Raw genomic sequence first — 14,191 nt, forward strand, 5'->3', positions numbered from 1 at the left:
CCTCGGACTACTCGATCCACGGATCTCGATACGCCCTCGGCTAGCGCCTCGGACTACTCGATCAGCGTCGTGAGGATCGCGAGTGGTGTGCCGTTCTGCTGATCGAGTAGCCGCGAGCGTGCGAGTGGCGTATCGAGATCCATCAGCGTGTCCGCTTCTCGTGCAGGGGTAGTCGGGGATCGACGTCCTGGTGTTCCCAGCTGCCGCGCAGCCACGTGTGGGCCGGGTCGTCACAGATCTTCCAGGCGCGCTCGTCGCCGGGCCCGGCCATCACGTTGAGGTAGTACATGTGGTAGCCCGGTGCCGCGATCGACGGCCCGTGGTAGCCGTGCGGCACCAGGACGACATCGCCGCTGCGGACCTCCTCGAGCACCTCGATCGGACGTTCGGGCGTGCCGTAGACCCGGTGATAGCCGAATCCCGGTGAGCCGTCGGCGCCCTGATCGATCTCGAAGTAGTAGATCTCCTCGAGTTGTGATTCGTTCTCGGAGTTCTCGTCGTGTTTGTGCGCGGGATAACTCGACCAGTTCCCGCCCGGTGTGATGACCTCGCACGCGATGATCGAGTCGGCCTCGAAGACGCCGGCGGTGCCGAAGTTGTGTACCTGACGGCTACAGTTGCCGGCTCCGCGCAACTCGATGGGAACGTCGGCGGCCGGTACGTAACGGAACGGCAGACGGGCCTTCGCCCGTGCGCCGCACAGCGCGAACCGTCCGCCCGCTGCACTGGTCACGGTGAACTCGGAGTCGCGTCCCACGTAGGCGAAGTCGCTGGGCCCGTCGAACACGCTCGCGCGCCCCGCGAGGTCGAAGGTGACGCCGCCCGAGGACACGCTCGCCGACCCGGCGAGCGGTACGACGATGATCTCGTCATCGCCGGTTCGCCGTGTGATCGACTCACCGGCACCAAGCTCGACCACGAACAACGACGACTCGGTCCAGCCGGCCGACTCCGGTGTGATGTCGACGGTCAGCGGCACAGTGCCGGTGCCGGCCGGGATGTAGTACTTCGAGTTCACGCGAGTCTCCTCTCAGCTCACCAGGTTGACTGCGGTGTCGACCGCGGTGGCCACGTCGTCGTCGGCCGGGTACAGCAGCGTGCGTCCCACGATCAGTCCGCGAACCGATGGGATGCGCAGTGCGCGTTCCCAACTCGCGAAGGTTTCGTCCGGCGCCGTCTGCGGGTCGCCGCCGAGCAGCAGGGTCGGCAGCGTGGTGGCGTCCATGACGCGTTCCATCTCGTCGACCACCGGCAGCTTGAGCCAGGTGTAGGCCGAGGTGGACCCGAGTCCCTGGATGATGTGCATCGACTTGATCACCGCGTCGGCGGTCAGGTCGTTGCGAACCCTGCCGTCGATCCGAGACGACAGGAACGGCTCGAGCATCGCGATCGATTCGCCGGCGGCGAGCTCGTCGACGGCTGCTGCACACGCGGTCATCATGTTGAGCGTCCCCGGATCACCGAGGTCGACCCGACAGAGCATCTTCGCGCCGTTGAGGCCCGCGTCGATGGTCCACTTGGCGGTGGCGGCGGTCATCCGGTCGTCGAGTTCGAACGACGCCCCGGCCAACCCGCCGCGGTTCATCGAACTGAACACCACCTTGTTGTCCAGTGCGCCCAACAGCAGCAGGTCCTCGAGGATGTCCGAGGTGGCCAGGACGCCGTCGACACCCGGGTTGGCCAACGCGGTCCGCAGCCGGTCGAGCAGGTCGGATCGGCTGTTCATCGCTGTCGGGTTCGACCCGACCGACAGCGCCCCGCGGGCTGGGTGATCGGCGGCGACGATCATCAACCGGTCGTCACCGGTGACCGTCGGGCGTGGGCGCCGCTGCGCCCACGCCTCGGCGATCGCCTGCGGTCGGGTGGCCCGGATCGCGGTGACCTCGGCGTAGGTGGAGCACAGCGGGGAGACCAACGCAGCTGTGTCCAAAGTGGTTGCGGGAAAGTCCGCCTGGGTGGCGAGCTCAGACATTGAGTTTCTCCTGTGCGTTTGTGGCGAGTGCGGCCACCTCGTCGGCGGTGGGCATGGCGGTCGAACACTCGAGTCGGCCGGCGACGATGGACCCGGCGGCGTTGGCGTGACGGAGGATCTTCTCCAGTGGCCACCCCTGGAGCAGGCCGTGGCAGAGGCTGCCGCCGAAGCTGTCGCCCGCGCCGAGTCCGTTGACGACGTCGACGGGAATCGGTGCCACCTCGATGCTCTCCGAGCGGGTCTTGCCGAGTACACCCTTGGGCCCTTGTTTGACAATGGCCAGTTCGACACCCAGGTCGAGCAGCGCGTCGGCGGCCGCATGCGGATCGGTCTCGCCGACGGCGACCTCACATTCCTCGCGGTTGCCGACTGCCACTGTGACGTGCGACAGGGCTCGGCGTACCTGCTCGGTGGCCGATGCCGGCGAGGACCAGAACATCGGCCGGTAGTCGAGGTCGAGTACGGTCAGCGACTGCCGCCCGCGAGCCTCCCACGCCGCGAAATGCGCGCTGCGCGATGGTTCCTCGGACAGGCCGGTGACCGTCGACCAATACAACCGGGCATCGTGCACGGCCGCGGTGTTGATGTCGGCGACCTCGATCTGCAGGTCCGGGGCGGTCGGTTTGCGGTAGAAGTAGAGCGGAAAGTCGTCCGGGGGGAAGATCTCGCAGAAGGTGACCGGCGTGGCGTACTCGTCGTCGACGCCGACGAAGCGGTTGTCGACGCCCAGACGTGCGAGTTCGGCGCGGACGAATCGGCCGAACGGGTCGTCGCCGACTCCGGAGATCAGCGCGCTGCTGTGTCCGAGGCGGGCGGCGGCCACACTGACGTTGGCGGCGCTGCCACCGAGGAACTTGCCGAAGCTGCTCACCTCCTCGAGGCCCACGCCGATCTGCTGCGGATAGATGTCGACGCCGCTGCGGCCGATGGCGACAACGTCGAACGTCGGCGCCTGGGCCGAGTCGGAGGGCTGTTGTGCGGTCACGTACTGCTCCCTGCTCGTGGTTGGACAGGTGGGGCCCGGCGGTGCATCAGCGGGGCTCTCGTATCCACTGGCATCCACTGTGCGTCAGGCCACACCACAAAGTCAAGACTTTGTCCTGACATTCTTACCTGGCATAGTGAAGTGGGAGAGATCACAGACCCCGAACCGTAATCTCGGGTGAGACGAAATGGAGCTGATGAGATGACCGTGGAGACCCCCGCCAGTGCCGCTACCGGTGCGGCCGCACGCGACGACGTGCACGACGAGGCGGGCGTCGTCCTGCCGGTCGGGATCATCGGGTTCGGGTGGATGGGTCGGGCGCACGCTCAGGCGTACGCGCGTATCCGCCATCACTATCCCGACCTCACGCCGGTGCCGCGGCTGATGGTCATCGCCGACGAGGTGACCGATCGGGCGGCATCGGCCGCCGTCCAGTTCGACGTGCCGGCCACGGTGGCCGATTGGCGTGAAGTGGTGGCGGACCCGACCATCGGTGCGGTCAGCGTGACCGCTCCCAACTTCCTGCATCGCGATATCGGCTGTGCCGTCGCGGCGGCGGGCAAGCACCTGTGGATAGAGAAGCCGGTCGGGTTGTCCGCCGCCGACGCGCGGGCGGTGGCGTCGGCGGCCGCGACGGCCGGGATCCGAACAGCCGTCGGGTTCAACTACCGCAACGTGCCGGCGGTGGCGGCGGCGCGTGAGCTGGTGGCCGCCGGCGAGATCGGTGAGGTCACCCACGCCCGGTTCAGGTTGTTCAGTGACTATGCCGCACATCCCGACGGTGCTTTGAGTTGGCGCTTTCAGCGCGATCGCGGCGGTAACGGGGTGCTCGGCGACCTCGCATCCCATGGCGCAGATCTGGTGTGGTTCCTGTTGGGTGACATCGCGTCCCTGGTCGCCGACACCGCGATCTTTGTCGCCGAGCGCCCCAGGCCGACCGCAGCGACGGCCGGTCACCAGCTCGCCTCCGGCGGTGAGCGCGGTCCGGTCGAGAACGAGGACTATGTCTCGGCGCAGTTGCGCATGGCCGGCGGTGCCCGATGTGTGCTCGAGGCCAGCCGGGTGTCCGTCGGTGCGCAGAACTCCTACGGGTTCGAGATCCACGGCACCAAGGGGGTCGTGCGGTGGGACTACCGGCGGATGGGTGAACTGGAGGTCGGTGCCGGCGACACCTATCAGGATCTGTCGGTGGCCACGCGATTCGTTGGTCCCGGTAGCGGCGACTACGTGGCGTTTCAGCCCGGCGCGGCCAATCCGATGAGCTACGACGACCTGAAGGTGATCGAGGCGGCCCGCTTCTGTGGATCGATCGCCGATCCCACGCGCGCCGGCGCCACCATCGACGATGCGGTGCGCGCGGCGGAGGTGCTCGATGCGATGACCACATCGGTGCGTGAGGGCACCTGGGTCGCTCCCGCGTCGATGAGGTGAGCGTGCGGCGTCTCCTCGGGCGGGCGGGCACCGCCCGGGTGTCTGCGGACTTCCCGTATGCGCTCGCCCTGCTCGGGGCCGGGGCGATGTTCATGGAGATCCTCGACGCCACCATCGTCGCGACCGCGCTGCCGGCCATCGCCGCCGATCTCGGAGTGCGTCCGCTCGATGCCACGGTGATCGCGACCTCCTACCTGATCACCCTCGCGGTGCTGATCCCGCTGTCGGGGTGGGTTGCCGATCGGTTCGGTGTGCGCCGCGTGTTCCTGGTCGCGGTCGCGGTGTTCACCCTCGCGTCGGCGGGCGCTGCGCTGGCCCCGGATCTCACGGCCCTGGTGGCGATGCGGGTGCTGCAGGCGGCCGGCGGCGCGATGATGGTGCCGGTCGGTCGGCTGGCGGTCCTACGCACGGTGCCGCGCGGTGAGCTGGTGCGGGCGATCGCCTACCTGACGTGGCCGGCCCTGGTGGCGCCGGTGGTGGCACCATTGATCGGCGGTGCGATCGTCACGCATGCATCATGGCGGGTCATCTTCGCGATCAACCTGCCGATCGGTCTGGTCGGCATCATTGCCGCGTTTTGCTGGTGTCGGCCCGCGGACTCGGACACGGCACGACGCCGACTCGATGTGCTCGGGGTGCTGTGCACCACCGCGGCGGTCGGCGCGGCGATGTTCGCGGCGCAGGAACTGACTGCTGAATATCCGCGCTGGTGGGTGGTCGCCATCGGCGTACTCGCGGGGTCGGTCCTGGGCGTGGTGGCGCTGCGGCGGATGCGGTCGGCCCCGCATCCGTTGCTGAATCTCGACGTGCTGCAGGTGCGTTCCTTCGCCGCGGTGGTGGGGTTCGGCACGGTGTACCGCATCGGGATCAGCGCGGTGCCGTTCTTGTTGCCGTTGCTGTTCCAGCTGCGCTTCGGCTGGTCGGCGGTGGCCGCGGGCGCGATGGTGACCGCGCTGTTCGTCGGCAACGTCGCCATCAAGCCGCTGACCACACCACTGATGCGGCGCTGGGGCATCCGACGGGTGCTGGTGGCGGACCTGACGGCGTCGGTGGTGTCCTTCGGGGCTCTCGCATTGCTCAGCGCAACCACGTCGGCGGTGGTGATCGGCACGGTCTTGGTGATCTCCGGGGTGCTCCGCTCGATCGGCTTCTCCGCGTACAACACCCTGGCGTTCGCCGACGTCGGGCCCTCGGAGCTCAGCGATGCGAACGCGGTGCACGCCGCGGTGCAGGAACTCGGCGCCGCGTTCGGGGTTGCGCTTGCCGCCGTGGCGATCTCGGTGTTCGCAGGTCTCGATGTGCTGCCCGCCGGCGCCTACTCGGCGGCCTTCGTGCTGCTCGGGGTGCTGATGGCGGTCTGTGTGGTTGGGGCCGCGCGCCTGCCCACGGCGGCCGGTGAGCGAGCATTGCGGACGGTTCCTACCACCGCTTAGATCCGAATGTCTGGACAAAGTCTTGACATCGCCGGTGTGACGGGTATTACATCTAGTCCACAAGAGTGTTCGCCCGAACAGCACATCCCGGCAGGTTCCCGATCCGGGAACCCACGGACAGGGCGCCGATGACACTCTCGGATCGAAGGGAAGAGACAACGATGCACTCCACTGAACGTCGTCGGATCCGGCGGCCGCGTCGGCTCGTCGCGATCGCCGCCGCATGCGCATCCGCGATGCTGATCGTCGCCGGCTGTTCCAGCACGGGTGGTGCCCCTGACGATGACGGCGGCGACGGTGGCGGGACCGGCAACGCGGGCACCCCGGAGTTGACGATCGCGATGATCACCCACGAGGTGCCGGGTGACTCGTTCTGGGACCTGATCCGCAAGGGCGCCGAGATGGCCGCCCAGAAGGACAACGTCAATTTGCAGTACTCGTCGGACCCGGAGGCGCCCAATCAGGCCAACCTGGTGCAGACCGCCATCGACAGCAAGGTCGACGGGATCGCGCTGACCCTGGCCAAGCCCGACGCGATGGCTCCGGCCGTGCAACGCGCGATCGACGCCGGCATCCCGGTCGTCGCCTTCAATTCCGGTTTCGACAACTGGAAGGAAATGGGCGTGCAGCAGTACTTCGGCCAAGACGAGACCCTCGCCGGCCGCACTGCCGGCGAACGTCTGACCCAGGAGGGTCGCAAGAAGGTGCTCTGCGTGATCCAGGAGCAGGGGCAGGTCGCACTCGAATCCCGCTGCGCCGGTGTGCGTCAGGGCTTCACCGGAGGTGGCTTCGAGATCCTCAACGTGAACAGCAAGGACATGCCGTCGGTGGAGGCCACGATGACGGCGAAGCTGCAGCAGGATCCGTCCATCGACACCGTGGTGACCCTGGGCGCGCCCATTGCGCAGACCGCGGTGCAATCCAAGGGCAACGCCGGCTCACAGGCCGAGATCGTCACCTTCGACACCAACGCCGCTCTGGTTCCGCTGATCCAGAACGGTGAGGTCAAGTGGGCGGTGGATCAGCAGCCGTACGTGCAGGGCTATGAGGCCGTCGACGCTCTCTGGCTCAACCTCACCAATGCGAACACCATCGGCGGCGGCGAGGCCGTGCTGACCGGACCGGCCTTCATCGACGAGTCGAACATCGACGCCGTGGCCGAATACGCCGAGAACGGCACCCGCTGACGCGGGCCGCTGGAGGGAAACCATGAGTACTCAAGCAGATCTCGACCTGTCCACGCACAAACCCATCACCGACGAACGGGTGAAACGCCAGAAGCCCCTGCAGCGGCTGCTGCTGCGGCCGGAGATCGGCGCGCTGTTCGGTGCGATTGCCATCTTCATCTTCTTCCTCATCGTGGCGCCGCCGTTCCGAACGCCGGAGGCACTCGCGACAGTGCTGTACGCGAGTTCGACGATCGGCATCATGGCCTGCGGGGTCGCGGTGTTGATGATCGGTGGCGAGTTCGACCTCTCCACCGGTGTCGCGGTGACGTTCTCGTCGCTGGCCGCATCGATGCTCGCCTACAACCTGCATCTCAATGTGTGGCTCGGAGCGTTCCTCGCGCTGATCCTGGCGTTGGCCGTCGGCTTCTTCAACGGCTTTCTGGTCATGAAGACGAGGATCCCCTCGTTCCTGATCACACTGTCGACGTTCCTGATGCTCACCGGTATCAACCTGGCGGTCACCAAGCTGGTGACCGGCCAGGTGGCCACCCCGTCGATCTCCGACATGCAGGGATTCGACTCCGCGCACAAGGTGTTCGCCTCGTCGTTCACGCTCTTCGGGGTGTCGGTGCGGATGACTGTGGTGTGGTGGATTCTGTTCACCCTCGTCGCGACCTGGGTGCTGATGCGCACCCGCGTGGGTAACTGGGTCTTCGCGGTCGGCGGCAACCAGGACTCGGCGCGGGCCGTCGGTGTGCCGGTCACCCGAGTCAAGATCGGCATGTTCATGTTCGTCGGCTTCTGTGCCTGGTTCGTCGGCATGCACCTGCTGTTCGCTTTCGACACGGTGCAGTCCGGTCAGGGCGTGGGTAACGAGTTCTTCTACATCATCGCCGCCGTCGTGGGTGGCTGCCTGCTCACCGGTGGGTACGGCACCGCGATCGGTGCGGCCATCGGCGCCTTCATCTTCGGCATGGTCAACCAGGGCATCGTGTATGCCGGATGGAACCCCGACTGGTTCAAATTCTTCATGGGTGCGATGCTGCTGTTCGCGGTGATCGCCAACAACAGTTTCCGCAACTACGCGGCCAAGAGGTGATCGCACAATGAGCTCAGCCATTGAAACCCGTTCCGAGTCGGACTCCAGCGGCGGTAAGGTACCGCTGATCGAGCTCCGGGACGTCGGCAAATCCTACGGCGCGATCATCGCGCTCAAAGGCATCAACCTGCGCGTGCACGCCGGCGAGGTCACCTGCGTGCTCGGCGACAACGGTGCAGGTAAATCCACCCTGATCAAGATCATGGCCGGGCTGCATCAGCAGACCGAAGGCGACCTGCTCATCGACGGTGCCCAAACCCATCTCGAATCGCCGAAGCACGCGCTCGGCAAGGGCATCGCGACCGTCTACCAGGATCTCGCGGTGGTCGGGTTGATGCCGGTGTGGCGCAACTTCTTCCTGGGTCAAGAGCTCCGCAAGGGGCCCTTCCGGATGCTCGACATCCAGTCGATGCGGGCGACGACCAAGGAAGAGCTGTACAAGATGGGCATCGACCTCCCCGATGTGGATGCGCCCATCGGCTCGCTCTCGGGTGGTCAGCGTCAGTGTGTGGCCATTTCGCGGGCCATCTACTTCGGAGCTCGGGTGCTGATCCTCGACGAGCCGACCGCCGCGCTGGGTGTCAAGCAGTCGGGCACCGTGCTGCGCTACATCTCGGCCGCTCGGGATCAGGGTTTCGGCGTCGTGTTCATCACACACAACCCGCATCATGCGCACATGGTGGGCGACCACTTCGTGCTGCTCAATCGTGGGCGCCAGAAGCTGGACTGCACCTACGACGAGATCACGCTCGAGGAGTTGACCCAGCAGATGGCCGGCGGAGACGAGCTCGACACGTTGAGCCACGAGCTGCGGCGCTGAGCCGATGAATCCGCCCGAGGCCCGCTCGGCCGATTCTTGGCCGGGCGGGTCTCGTGGTGGGCTAGTGTTCCGGTGCGGGGCGCGAGGTCGTGACGCGAGTCGTGCGACACAGGTTGTGTGACACACGTTGTGTGACAACAGAAAGAGGTACGCGATGTCGCGGCTGATCGGGGTGGTGTTCGGGGCGACGAGCCCGTTCGAGGCGGATCTGGTCGACCGCCTGTACGCATCCGCCGACGCGGCCGGATATCAACTTGCGCTCGGGCTGCACACATCGTCGCGTGGACGACCGCGCGCGGTCGCCGATCTCGTCGAGCAGGGGTGTGTCGCCGTGATCGTGATCGGTGCGGAATACGACGACCGGTTCGACGTGGAGGTCCCGATCGTGGTGCTCGGCGAACGACTTCCCCACCTGAGGGCGGTCACGGTGGGAACCGACGAGTGGCGCGGTGCGCAGTTGGCGGTGCAGCATCTCATCGACCTCGGGCACACCTCGATCGCGCATGTCGAAGGTGGCGATCACCCGTGTGCGTCAGAGCGCTTGCGTGGCTATCTCGGGGCGATGGCGGCGGCCGGCTACCGCGACGAATGCCGAACCCTGGTGGGTGATTACACCGAGGAAGCGGGTGCGTTGGCCGCCGAACGGCTCCTCGCCGAGGGCGATCTGCCGACTGCGGTCTTCCTGGCCAACGACCGGATGGCGATCGGGTTCATCGACGTCATGCGGCACAGTGGCATCCGGGTGCCCGACGACATGTCGGTCGTCGGTTACGACGATGGGCCGCACGCGGTACTCGGACATCTCAATCTCACCACCATCCGCCAGAACGTACCCGGCCTCGCCGCGGCGGCGGTGGACGCGGTCAAGTCGCTGGTCGGGGATTCTCCGGACCGCCCGGACACAGGTGGGTGCGGGTTCTACGGCGCCCGGTCGCTCGAGCCTGAACTGATGGTCCGCGCGACGACCGCCCCGCCCGACGACGCGCTGTCGGGCTCATCGCAGCCGGACCTGCTCCGCTGGGGACTGCTCGCCGACGAATGCGACGATCATCTGGTGCACGAACTCGGCACACCCGGCGTGCTGACCGGACCCATCGAAGTGGTGGCGAGTTCGTCGACGGCGGTGGCCTGGGTGATCGCCGATCGGCTCGGCATCATGGTCAGCTACGGCATCTACGAAGACCTCATCGATGACCCGGAGATCGACGCGATCTTCATCGCACTGCCGCCCGACGCCCGCGACACCTGGGCGCACAAGGCCCGCGAGGCGGGCAAGGTGGTACGCACGCGCGACGCCAGCTAAGAGTTCTTCCCCCAGAGATCATTTCGTCCCCCACAAGCAGGAGGGGGACGAAACGATACCCGGGGGAAGAACTCTATGACGTGTACCGAGGAACGCTCAGGCGGCGTCGTCGAGCCGAGTGCGTTCCTCGAGTTCCTCGATCGCGTTGCGCGCGAATACCTGTTGTTCGGTGACGGCCAGCTGCGTACGACTGCGGCTGGTGAACGCGAAGAACCAGTCGACGAGTGTGGTGAACCGGTTGCGGAAGCCCACGAGGTAGACCAGATGCAGCACCAGCCACCCGATCCAGGCCAGGAAACCCGCGAGCTCGATGTGGCGGGAGGTGCCCGGAACGGGGATCTTCGCCACCGCGCTGAAGCGGGCGATGGTGGCCATCGAGCCCTTGTCCCAGTAGGAGAACGGTTTCCGCGCCTCGGGTGACGTGCCCTTGAGGCCGTCCTTGATCGCCGATGCGGCGTACTTCGCGCCCTGGATCGCGCCCTGCGCCATACCCGGGACGCCGTCGACGGCCATCATGTCGCCGACGACGAAGACCTCGGGATGACCGGGCAGCGTCAGATCGGTGCCCACCTTCACCCGGCCGGCCCGATCGAGTTCGACGCCGCTCTGCTCGGCCAACTGGCGTCCCAATGGGCTGGCCGCCACACCGGCCGACCACACCTTGCACTGGCTCTCGATGCGTCGACGCGTGCCGTCGGCGTCGGTGACCACCAGGCCGTGGTAGTCCATGTCGACGACCATCGCACCCAGCTGGATGTCGACGCCATTGCGCGCCAACCGGTCCGTGGCCCGCTTGCTGAGCTTTCCGCCGTAGGGTGGCAGCACGGTGGGCGCGGCGTCGAGCAGGATCACCCGCGCATCGGCCGAGTCGATGTTGCGGAACGCGCCACGCAGAGTGCGGTTGGCCATCTCGGCGATCTGCCCGGCCATTTCCACACCGGTGGCACCGGCACCGATGACCACGAAGGTCAACAGGCGCGCCCGCTCCTCGGGGTCGGTGGACAGTTCGGCCTGCTCGAACGCGCCGAGAATGCGACCGCGCAACTCGAGTGCGTCGTCGATGGTTTTGAGGCCCGGGGCGAACTCGGCGAACCGGTCGTTGCCGAAGTAGGACTGATCAGCACCCGCGGCCACGATGAGGCTGTCGTAAGGCGTGGTGGTGACGCGCTCGAGTAGTCGGCTGGTAATCGTGTGACCGTCGAGATCGATGGACTCCACGTCACCGAGCACCACGCGCACGTTGTCCTGCTTGCGCAGGATCACTCGCAGCGGGGGAGCGATCTGTCCCTCGGAGATGACTCCGGTGGCGACCTGATACAGCAGCGGTTGGAACAGGTGATGGGTGGTGCGGCCGATCACCGTGACGTCGACGTCGGCCTTCGCCAACTGTCGTGCGGCGGTCAGTCCGCCGAATCCGGATCCGATGATGACGACGCGATGGCGGGCGCCGTTCATGTCGGGTTGCGTGCGGGAATTCATGGCAACTGTCCTCCAGCGTTCACCGTCGCAGACACCCAGGCGGTCGATGTCTGACTCAGTTCGCTCCACGCCGGTCGATCCCGGCTACGCCAGTCGCGATTTCTGATGCTACCCAAGACAACGGCCGCGGCGCGACCCGATATTCCTCGGGTAGATCACTTGTGTGTACGGGGGTCTGGTCTCGATACGCGACGGGCTCGCTGCGCTCGCACGTCGCTACTCGACCAGCGGTTGAGCCGGGCTCGCTGCGCTGGCACGTCGCTACTCGACCAGCAGTTGAGCCGGGCTCGCTGCGCTGGCACGTCGTTACTCGACCAGCGGTTGAGCCGGGCTCGCTGCGCTGGCACGTCGCTACTCGGCCAGGGGTTGAGCCGGGCTCGCTGCGCTGGCACGTCGCTACTCGACCAGCATTGGGCGGTGGTCGGGCGGTCGGGTTCGGGCGCGTCGGTTTGCGGCCGGCGGGGACGTTCCCCTGTTGCTGATCGAGTAGTCCGAGCCGCCAGGCGAGGACGTATCGAGATCCCCGCAGCGCGACTCGCACCACTCACCTCGGGTGCAGGCCGATCGCCCGGTACGCGGCGTCGAGGTAGCGCATGTTCTCCACCGCGTCGTCGAGGTCGATGGGCAGCGCCGCACCGGTGCGTACCGCGTCGGCGAACGCCTCGAGTTGGTAGGTGTAGGTCGACCGGATGCCGAGCCGTTCGACTCCGACCGTGCCGTCCCTCGAGGACACGATGGTCAGCCGATCGTCGCGGTTCGGGGCCAGATAGTCGTGCAGGAACAGGCTGCCTTCGTCACCGACGATCCGCAGGCTGAACACGAACTCGCCGGCCACCATGGACACCGCGTGCAGGCCGGCGGCGCCGTTGGGGTAGCGAAGATCCAGCACGCAGGACTCGTCGATCTGCGGGCTGGCCAGCGACGCGCGGCCGCCGGTAATCTCCGGCGGCCCACCACACCAGCGGCCGAGCAGGCGCGACACATGCAGCGAATAGCAGCCCAAGTCCATCAGCGCACCGCCGGCGAGGTCGTAGGACCATCGCGGATCGTTGTCGTCGGGAGGCGGCATGGCCATCACCACTTCGACGTGCGCGATGTCGCCGATCGCACCCGCGTCGAGCAGTTCAGTGGTGCGTGCCATCAACGGGTGGAACAGGTAGTGAAAACCCTCGAGGACCACAACGTCGGCTGCGCGCGCCGCGGCCGCCACCTCCTGTGCCTCGGATTCGTTCCGTGCGAAGGGTTTCTCCGAGAGCACCGGTTTCCCGGCCCGGATCGCGGCGAGGTTCCATGGCCCGTGCAGCGCGTTGGCGAGAGGGTTGTAGATGACATCGACCTCGGGGTCGTCGATCACTGCGGCATAGGAGTCGAGTACCCGCTCGACCCCGTACTTGTCGGCGAACGCCTCGGCACGACCGCGGTCGCGTGCGGCGACGGCCACCAATCGGTGTCCCAGCGTGCGGGCGGGCCCGACGATGGCCGACTCGGCGATCCGGGACGCGCCGAGCAGTCCGATCCGCAACGGTTCGGTCACCTCGGTCACACCCGCACCGGACGTGCAGCGGCCTTGCGCAGGAACGACATCGAGACCGCCACGTTACCTGCGGCGGCATCGCCGTCGGTTTCGTCGGTGAGGATGGTGTCCTGTTCGAGCACGTACCAGCCGTCGAACCCGGCGTCGACGAGCGTCGCGACGACCTTGGCGATCTTGGCCTCGCCCGCGCCGAGGGGCACGTACATCCCCTGCGCCACCGCGTCGGTGTAGGTCATTTCGCCGCGCTGCACCTTCTCGGCGAGTTCGATTCTGACGTCTTTGAGGTGGGCGTGGGTGATGCGGTCGGTGTAGGCCTGCGTCATCTCCAGCGGGTCGGTCCCGCCGATAAGCAGGTGACCGGTGTCGAGGCAGAGTCCGATGGTGGTGTTCTCCAATACCCGATACACCTCGTCGCGCTGCTCGACCATGGTGCCGACGTGCGGATGCAGCGCGGCGGTGACCCCTCGGGACGCAGCCAATGCTCCGAGCCGATCCAGGTTGGCCAGCAACGTGTTCCACTGCACCTCGGTGAGGTCGGGACGATCGTCGTATCCGTCGACGCCGGTGGCCGCGGCCAGCACCAGTACGTCACCGCCGGAGGTCTCCAGGCGGTCGAGCACCTCGTTCACCGCAGGAGCGGGATCGTGGTCGGCCTGGTGCAGCACCACTGGAACGAAGGACCCCACACACCGCAGGTCGTAGGCTGCCAGCGTGTCGCGCAGTTGCGCCGGGGCCGATGGCAGGAAGCCTTCGGGGCCTGTCTCGGCTGCGGTGACGCCGAGCTCACGCATCTCGCCGAGGACGCGTTCGGGGCTGAGTTGGTATCCCCATCCGGGGACTTCGCAGACACCCCACGAGATGGGGGCGGCGGCGATGCGGAGGTCGGTTGTAGTCATCAATGAATCCCTTTGGTGGTGCTCGGTGGTCTGGTGGTGCCCGGTCGTCGGATGAGTTCGTGCGACGGCG

General features: G+C 66.9%; 12 protein-coding genes and 1 riboswitch. Of the genes, 6 read left to right on the plus strand and 6 right to left on the minus strand.

The genetic code is table 11. From position 1 onward, the window contains the following. Positions 1-142: 142 nt before the first annotated feature. The 3 genes from iolB to iolC are packed head-to-tail and all read right to left on the minus strand — an operon-like array spanning position 143 to position 2,957. Positions 143-1,018 (minus strand): 5-deoxy-glucuronate isomerase, encoded by an 876-nt coding sequence (gene iolB / locus OSB52_RS13850; protein WP_266062254.1) that lies wholly within the window; start codon positions 1,016-1,018, stop codon positions 143-145. Between the two features lie 12 nt (positions 1,019-1,030). Beyond that, positions 1,031-1,972 (minus strand): Cgl0159 family (beta/alpha)8-fold protein, encoded by a 942-nt coding sequence (locus OSB52_RS13855; RefSeq protein WP_266062256.1) that lies wholly within the window; start codon positions 1,970-1,972, stop codon positions 1,031-1,033. Next, positions 1,965-2,957 (minus strand): 5-dehydro-2-deoxygluconokinase, encoded by a 993-nt coding sequence (gene iolC / locus OSB52_RS13860; protein WP_266062257.1) that lies wholly within the window; start codon positions 2,955-2,957, stop codon positions 1,965-1,967. Before iolC ends, OSB52_RS13855 begins: the two co-directional genes overlap by 8 nt. Positions 2,958-3,158: 201 nt before the next feature. Here iolC and OSB52_RS13865 point away from each other — a divergent pair, with 201 nt between their 5' ends. The 6 genes from OSB52_RS13865 (at position 3,159) to OSB52_RS13890 (ending at position 10,212) form a co-directional block, all read left to right on the plus strand. Further along, positions 3,159-4,388 carry a Gfo/Idh/MocA family protein gene (locus tag OSB52_RS13865; protein WP_266062259.1) on the plus strand — a complete coding sequence of 410 codons (1,230 nt, stop codon included), beginning with the start codon at positions 3,159-3,161 and terminating at the stop codon, positions 4,386-4,388. Then, entirely contained in the window at positions 4,361-5,821 is a 1,461-nt protein-coding gene (locus tag OSB52_RS13870) for an MFS transporter (RefSeq protein ID WP_372512433.1), read from the plus strand. Before OSB52_RS13865 ends, OSB52_RS13870 begins: the two co-directional genes overlap by 28 nt. 161 nt (positions 5,822-5,982) lie before the next feature. Then, a complete protein-coding gene (locus OSB52_RS13875; RefSeq protein WP_235725112.1) occupies positions 5,983-7,008 on the plus strand; it encodes a substrate-binding domain-containing protein in 1,026 nt (341 codons plus the stop codon). A gap of 22 nt (positions 7,009-7,030) precedes the next feature. Beyond that, positions 7,031-8,089 (plus strand): ABC transporter permease, encoded by a 1,059-nt coding sequence (locus tag OSB52_RS13880; RefSeq protein ID WP_235725111.1) that lies wholly within the window; start codon positions 7,031-7,033, stop codon positions 8,087-8,089. Positions 8,090-8,096: 7 nt separating this feature from the next. Continuing rightward, the gene (locus OSB52_RS13885) at positions 8,097-8,909 is read left to right on the plus strand and encodes an ATP-binding cassette domain-containing protein (protein WP_235725110.1); all 813 of its coding nucleotides are present in this window, start codon (positions 8,097-8,099) and stop codon (positions 8,907-8,909) included. Positions 8,910-9,063: 154 nt separating this feature from the next. After that, positions 9,064-10,212 (plus strand): LacI family DNA-binding transcriptional regulator, encoded by a 1,149-nt coding sequence (locus OSB52_RS13890; protein ID WP_266062262.1) that lies wholly within the window; start codon positions 9,064-9,066, stop codon positions 10,210-10,212. Between the two features lie 96 nt (positions 10,213-10,308). On the opposite strand, the gene OSB52_RS13895 is transcribed toward OSB52_RS13890, so the two are convergent. From OSB52_RS13895 to OSB52_RS13905, 3 genes are all read right to left on the minus strand, one after another. Beyond that, on the minus strand, positions 10,309-11,691 hold the full coding sequence (locus tag OSB52_RS13895) for an NAD(P)/FAD-dependent oxidoreductase (RefSeq protein ID WP_266062264.1): 1,383 nt from the start codon (positions 11,689-11,691) through the stop codon (positions 10,309-10,311). A 26-nt stretch (positions 11,692-11,717) separates the two neighbouring features. Then, positions 11,718-11,798, minus strand: a riboswitch (ZMP/ZTP riboswitch). A gap of 437 nt (positions 11,799-12,235) precedes the next feature. Next, entirely contained in the window at positions 12,236-13,234 is a 999-nt protein-coding gene (locus OSB52_RS13900) for a Gfo/Idh/MocA family protein (protein ID WP_266062266.1), read from the minus strand. Further along, the gene (locus tag OSB52_RS13905) at positions 13,231-14,121 is read right to left on the minus strand and encodes a sugar phosphate isomerase/epimerase family protein (protein WP_235725106.1); all 891 of its coding nucleotides are present in this window, start codon (positions 14,119-14,121) and stop codon (positions 13,231-13,233) included. Before OSB52_RS13905 ends, OSB52_RS13900 begins: the two co-directional genes overlap by 4 nt. Positions 14,122-14,191: the final 70 nt, after the last annotated feature.

It is taken from the genome of Gordonia aquimaris (genome assembly GCF_026262595.1).
GTDB lineage: Bacteria > Actinomycetota > Actinomycetes > Mycobacteriales > Mycobacteriaceae > Gordonia > Gordonia tangerina.

Excerpts from the sequence above, each read along its gene's own strand:
- OSB52_RS13875 (WP_235725112.1), top strand. The coding sequence starts at position 5,983 with ATGCACTCCACTGAACGTCGTCGGATCCGGCGGCCGCGTCGGCTCGTC.
- OSB52_RS13890 (WP_266062262.1), top strand. The coding sequence starts at position 9,064 with ATGTCGCGGCTGATCGGGGTGGTGTTCGGGGCGACGAGCCCGTTCGAG.
- OSB52_RS13895 (WP_266062264.1), bottom strand. The coding sequence starts at position 11,691 with ATGAATTCCCGCACGCAACCCGACATGAACGGCGCCCGCCATCGCGTC.
- OSB52_RS13865 (WP_266062259.1), top strand. The coding sequence starts at position 3,159 with ATGACCGTGGAGACCCCCGCCAGTGCCGCTACCGGTGCGGCCGCACGC.
- OSB52_RS13905 (WP_235725106.1), bottom strand. The coding sequence starts at position 14,121 with ATGACTACAACCGACCTCCGCATCGCCGCCGCCCCCATCTCGTGGGGT.
- OSB52_RS13885 (WP_235725110.1), top strand. The coding sequence starts at position 8,097 with ATGAGCTCAGCCATTGAAACCCGTTCCGAGTCGGACTCCAGCGGCGGT.
- OSB52_RS13855 (WP_266062256.1), bottom strand. The coding sequence starts at position 1,972 with ATGTCTGAGCTCGCCACCCAGGCGGACTTTCCCGCAACCACTTTGGAC.
- OSB52_RS13880 (WP_235725111.1), top strand. The coding sequence starts at position 7,031 with ATGAGTACTCAAGCAGATCTCGACCTGTCCACGCACAAACCCATCACC.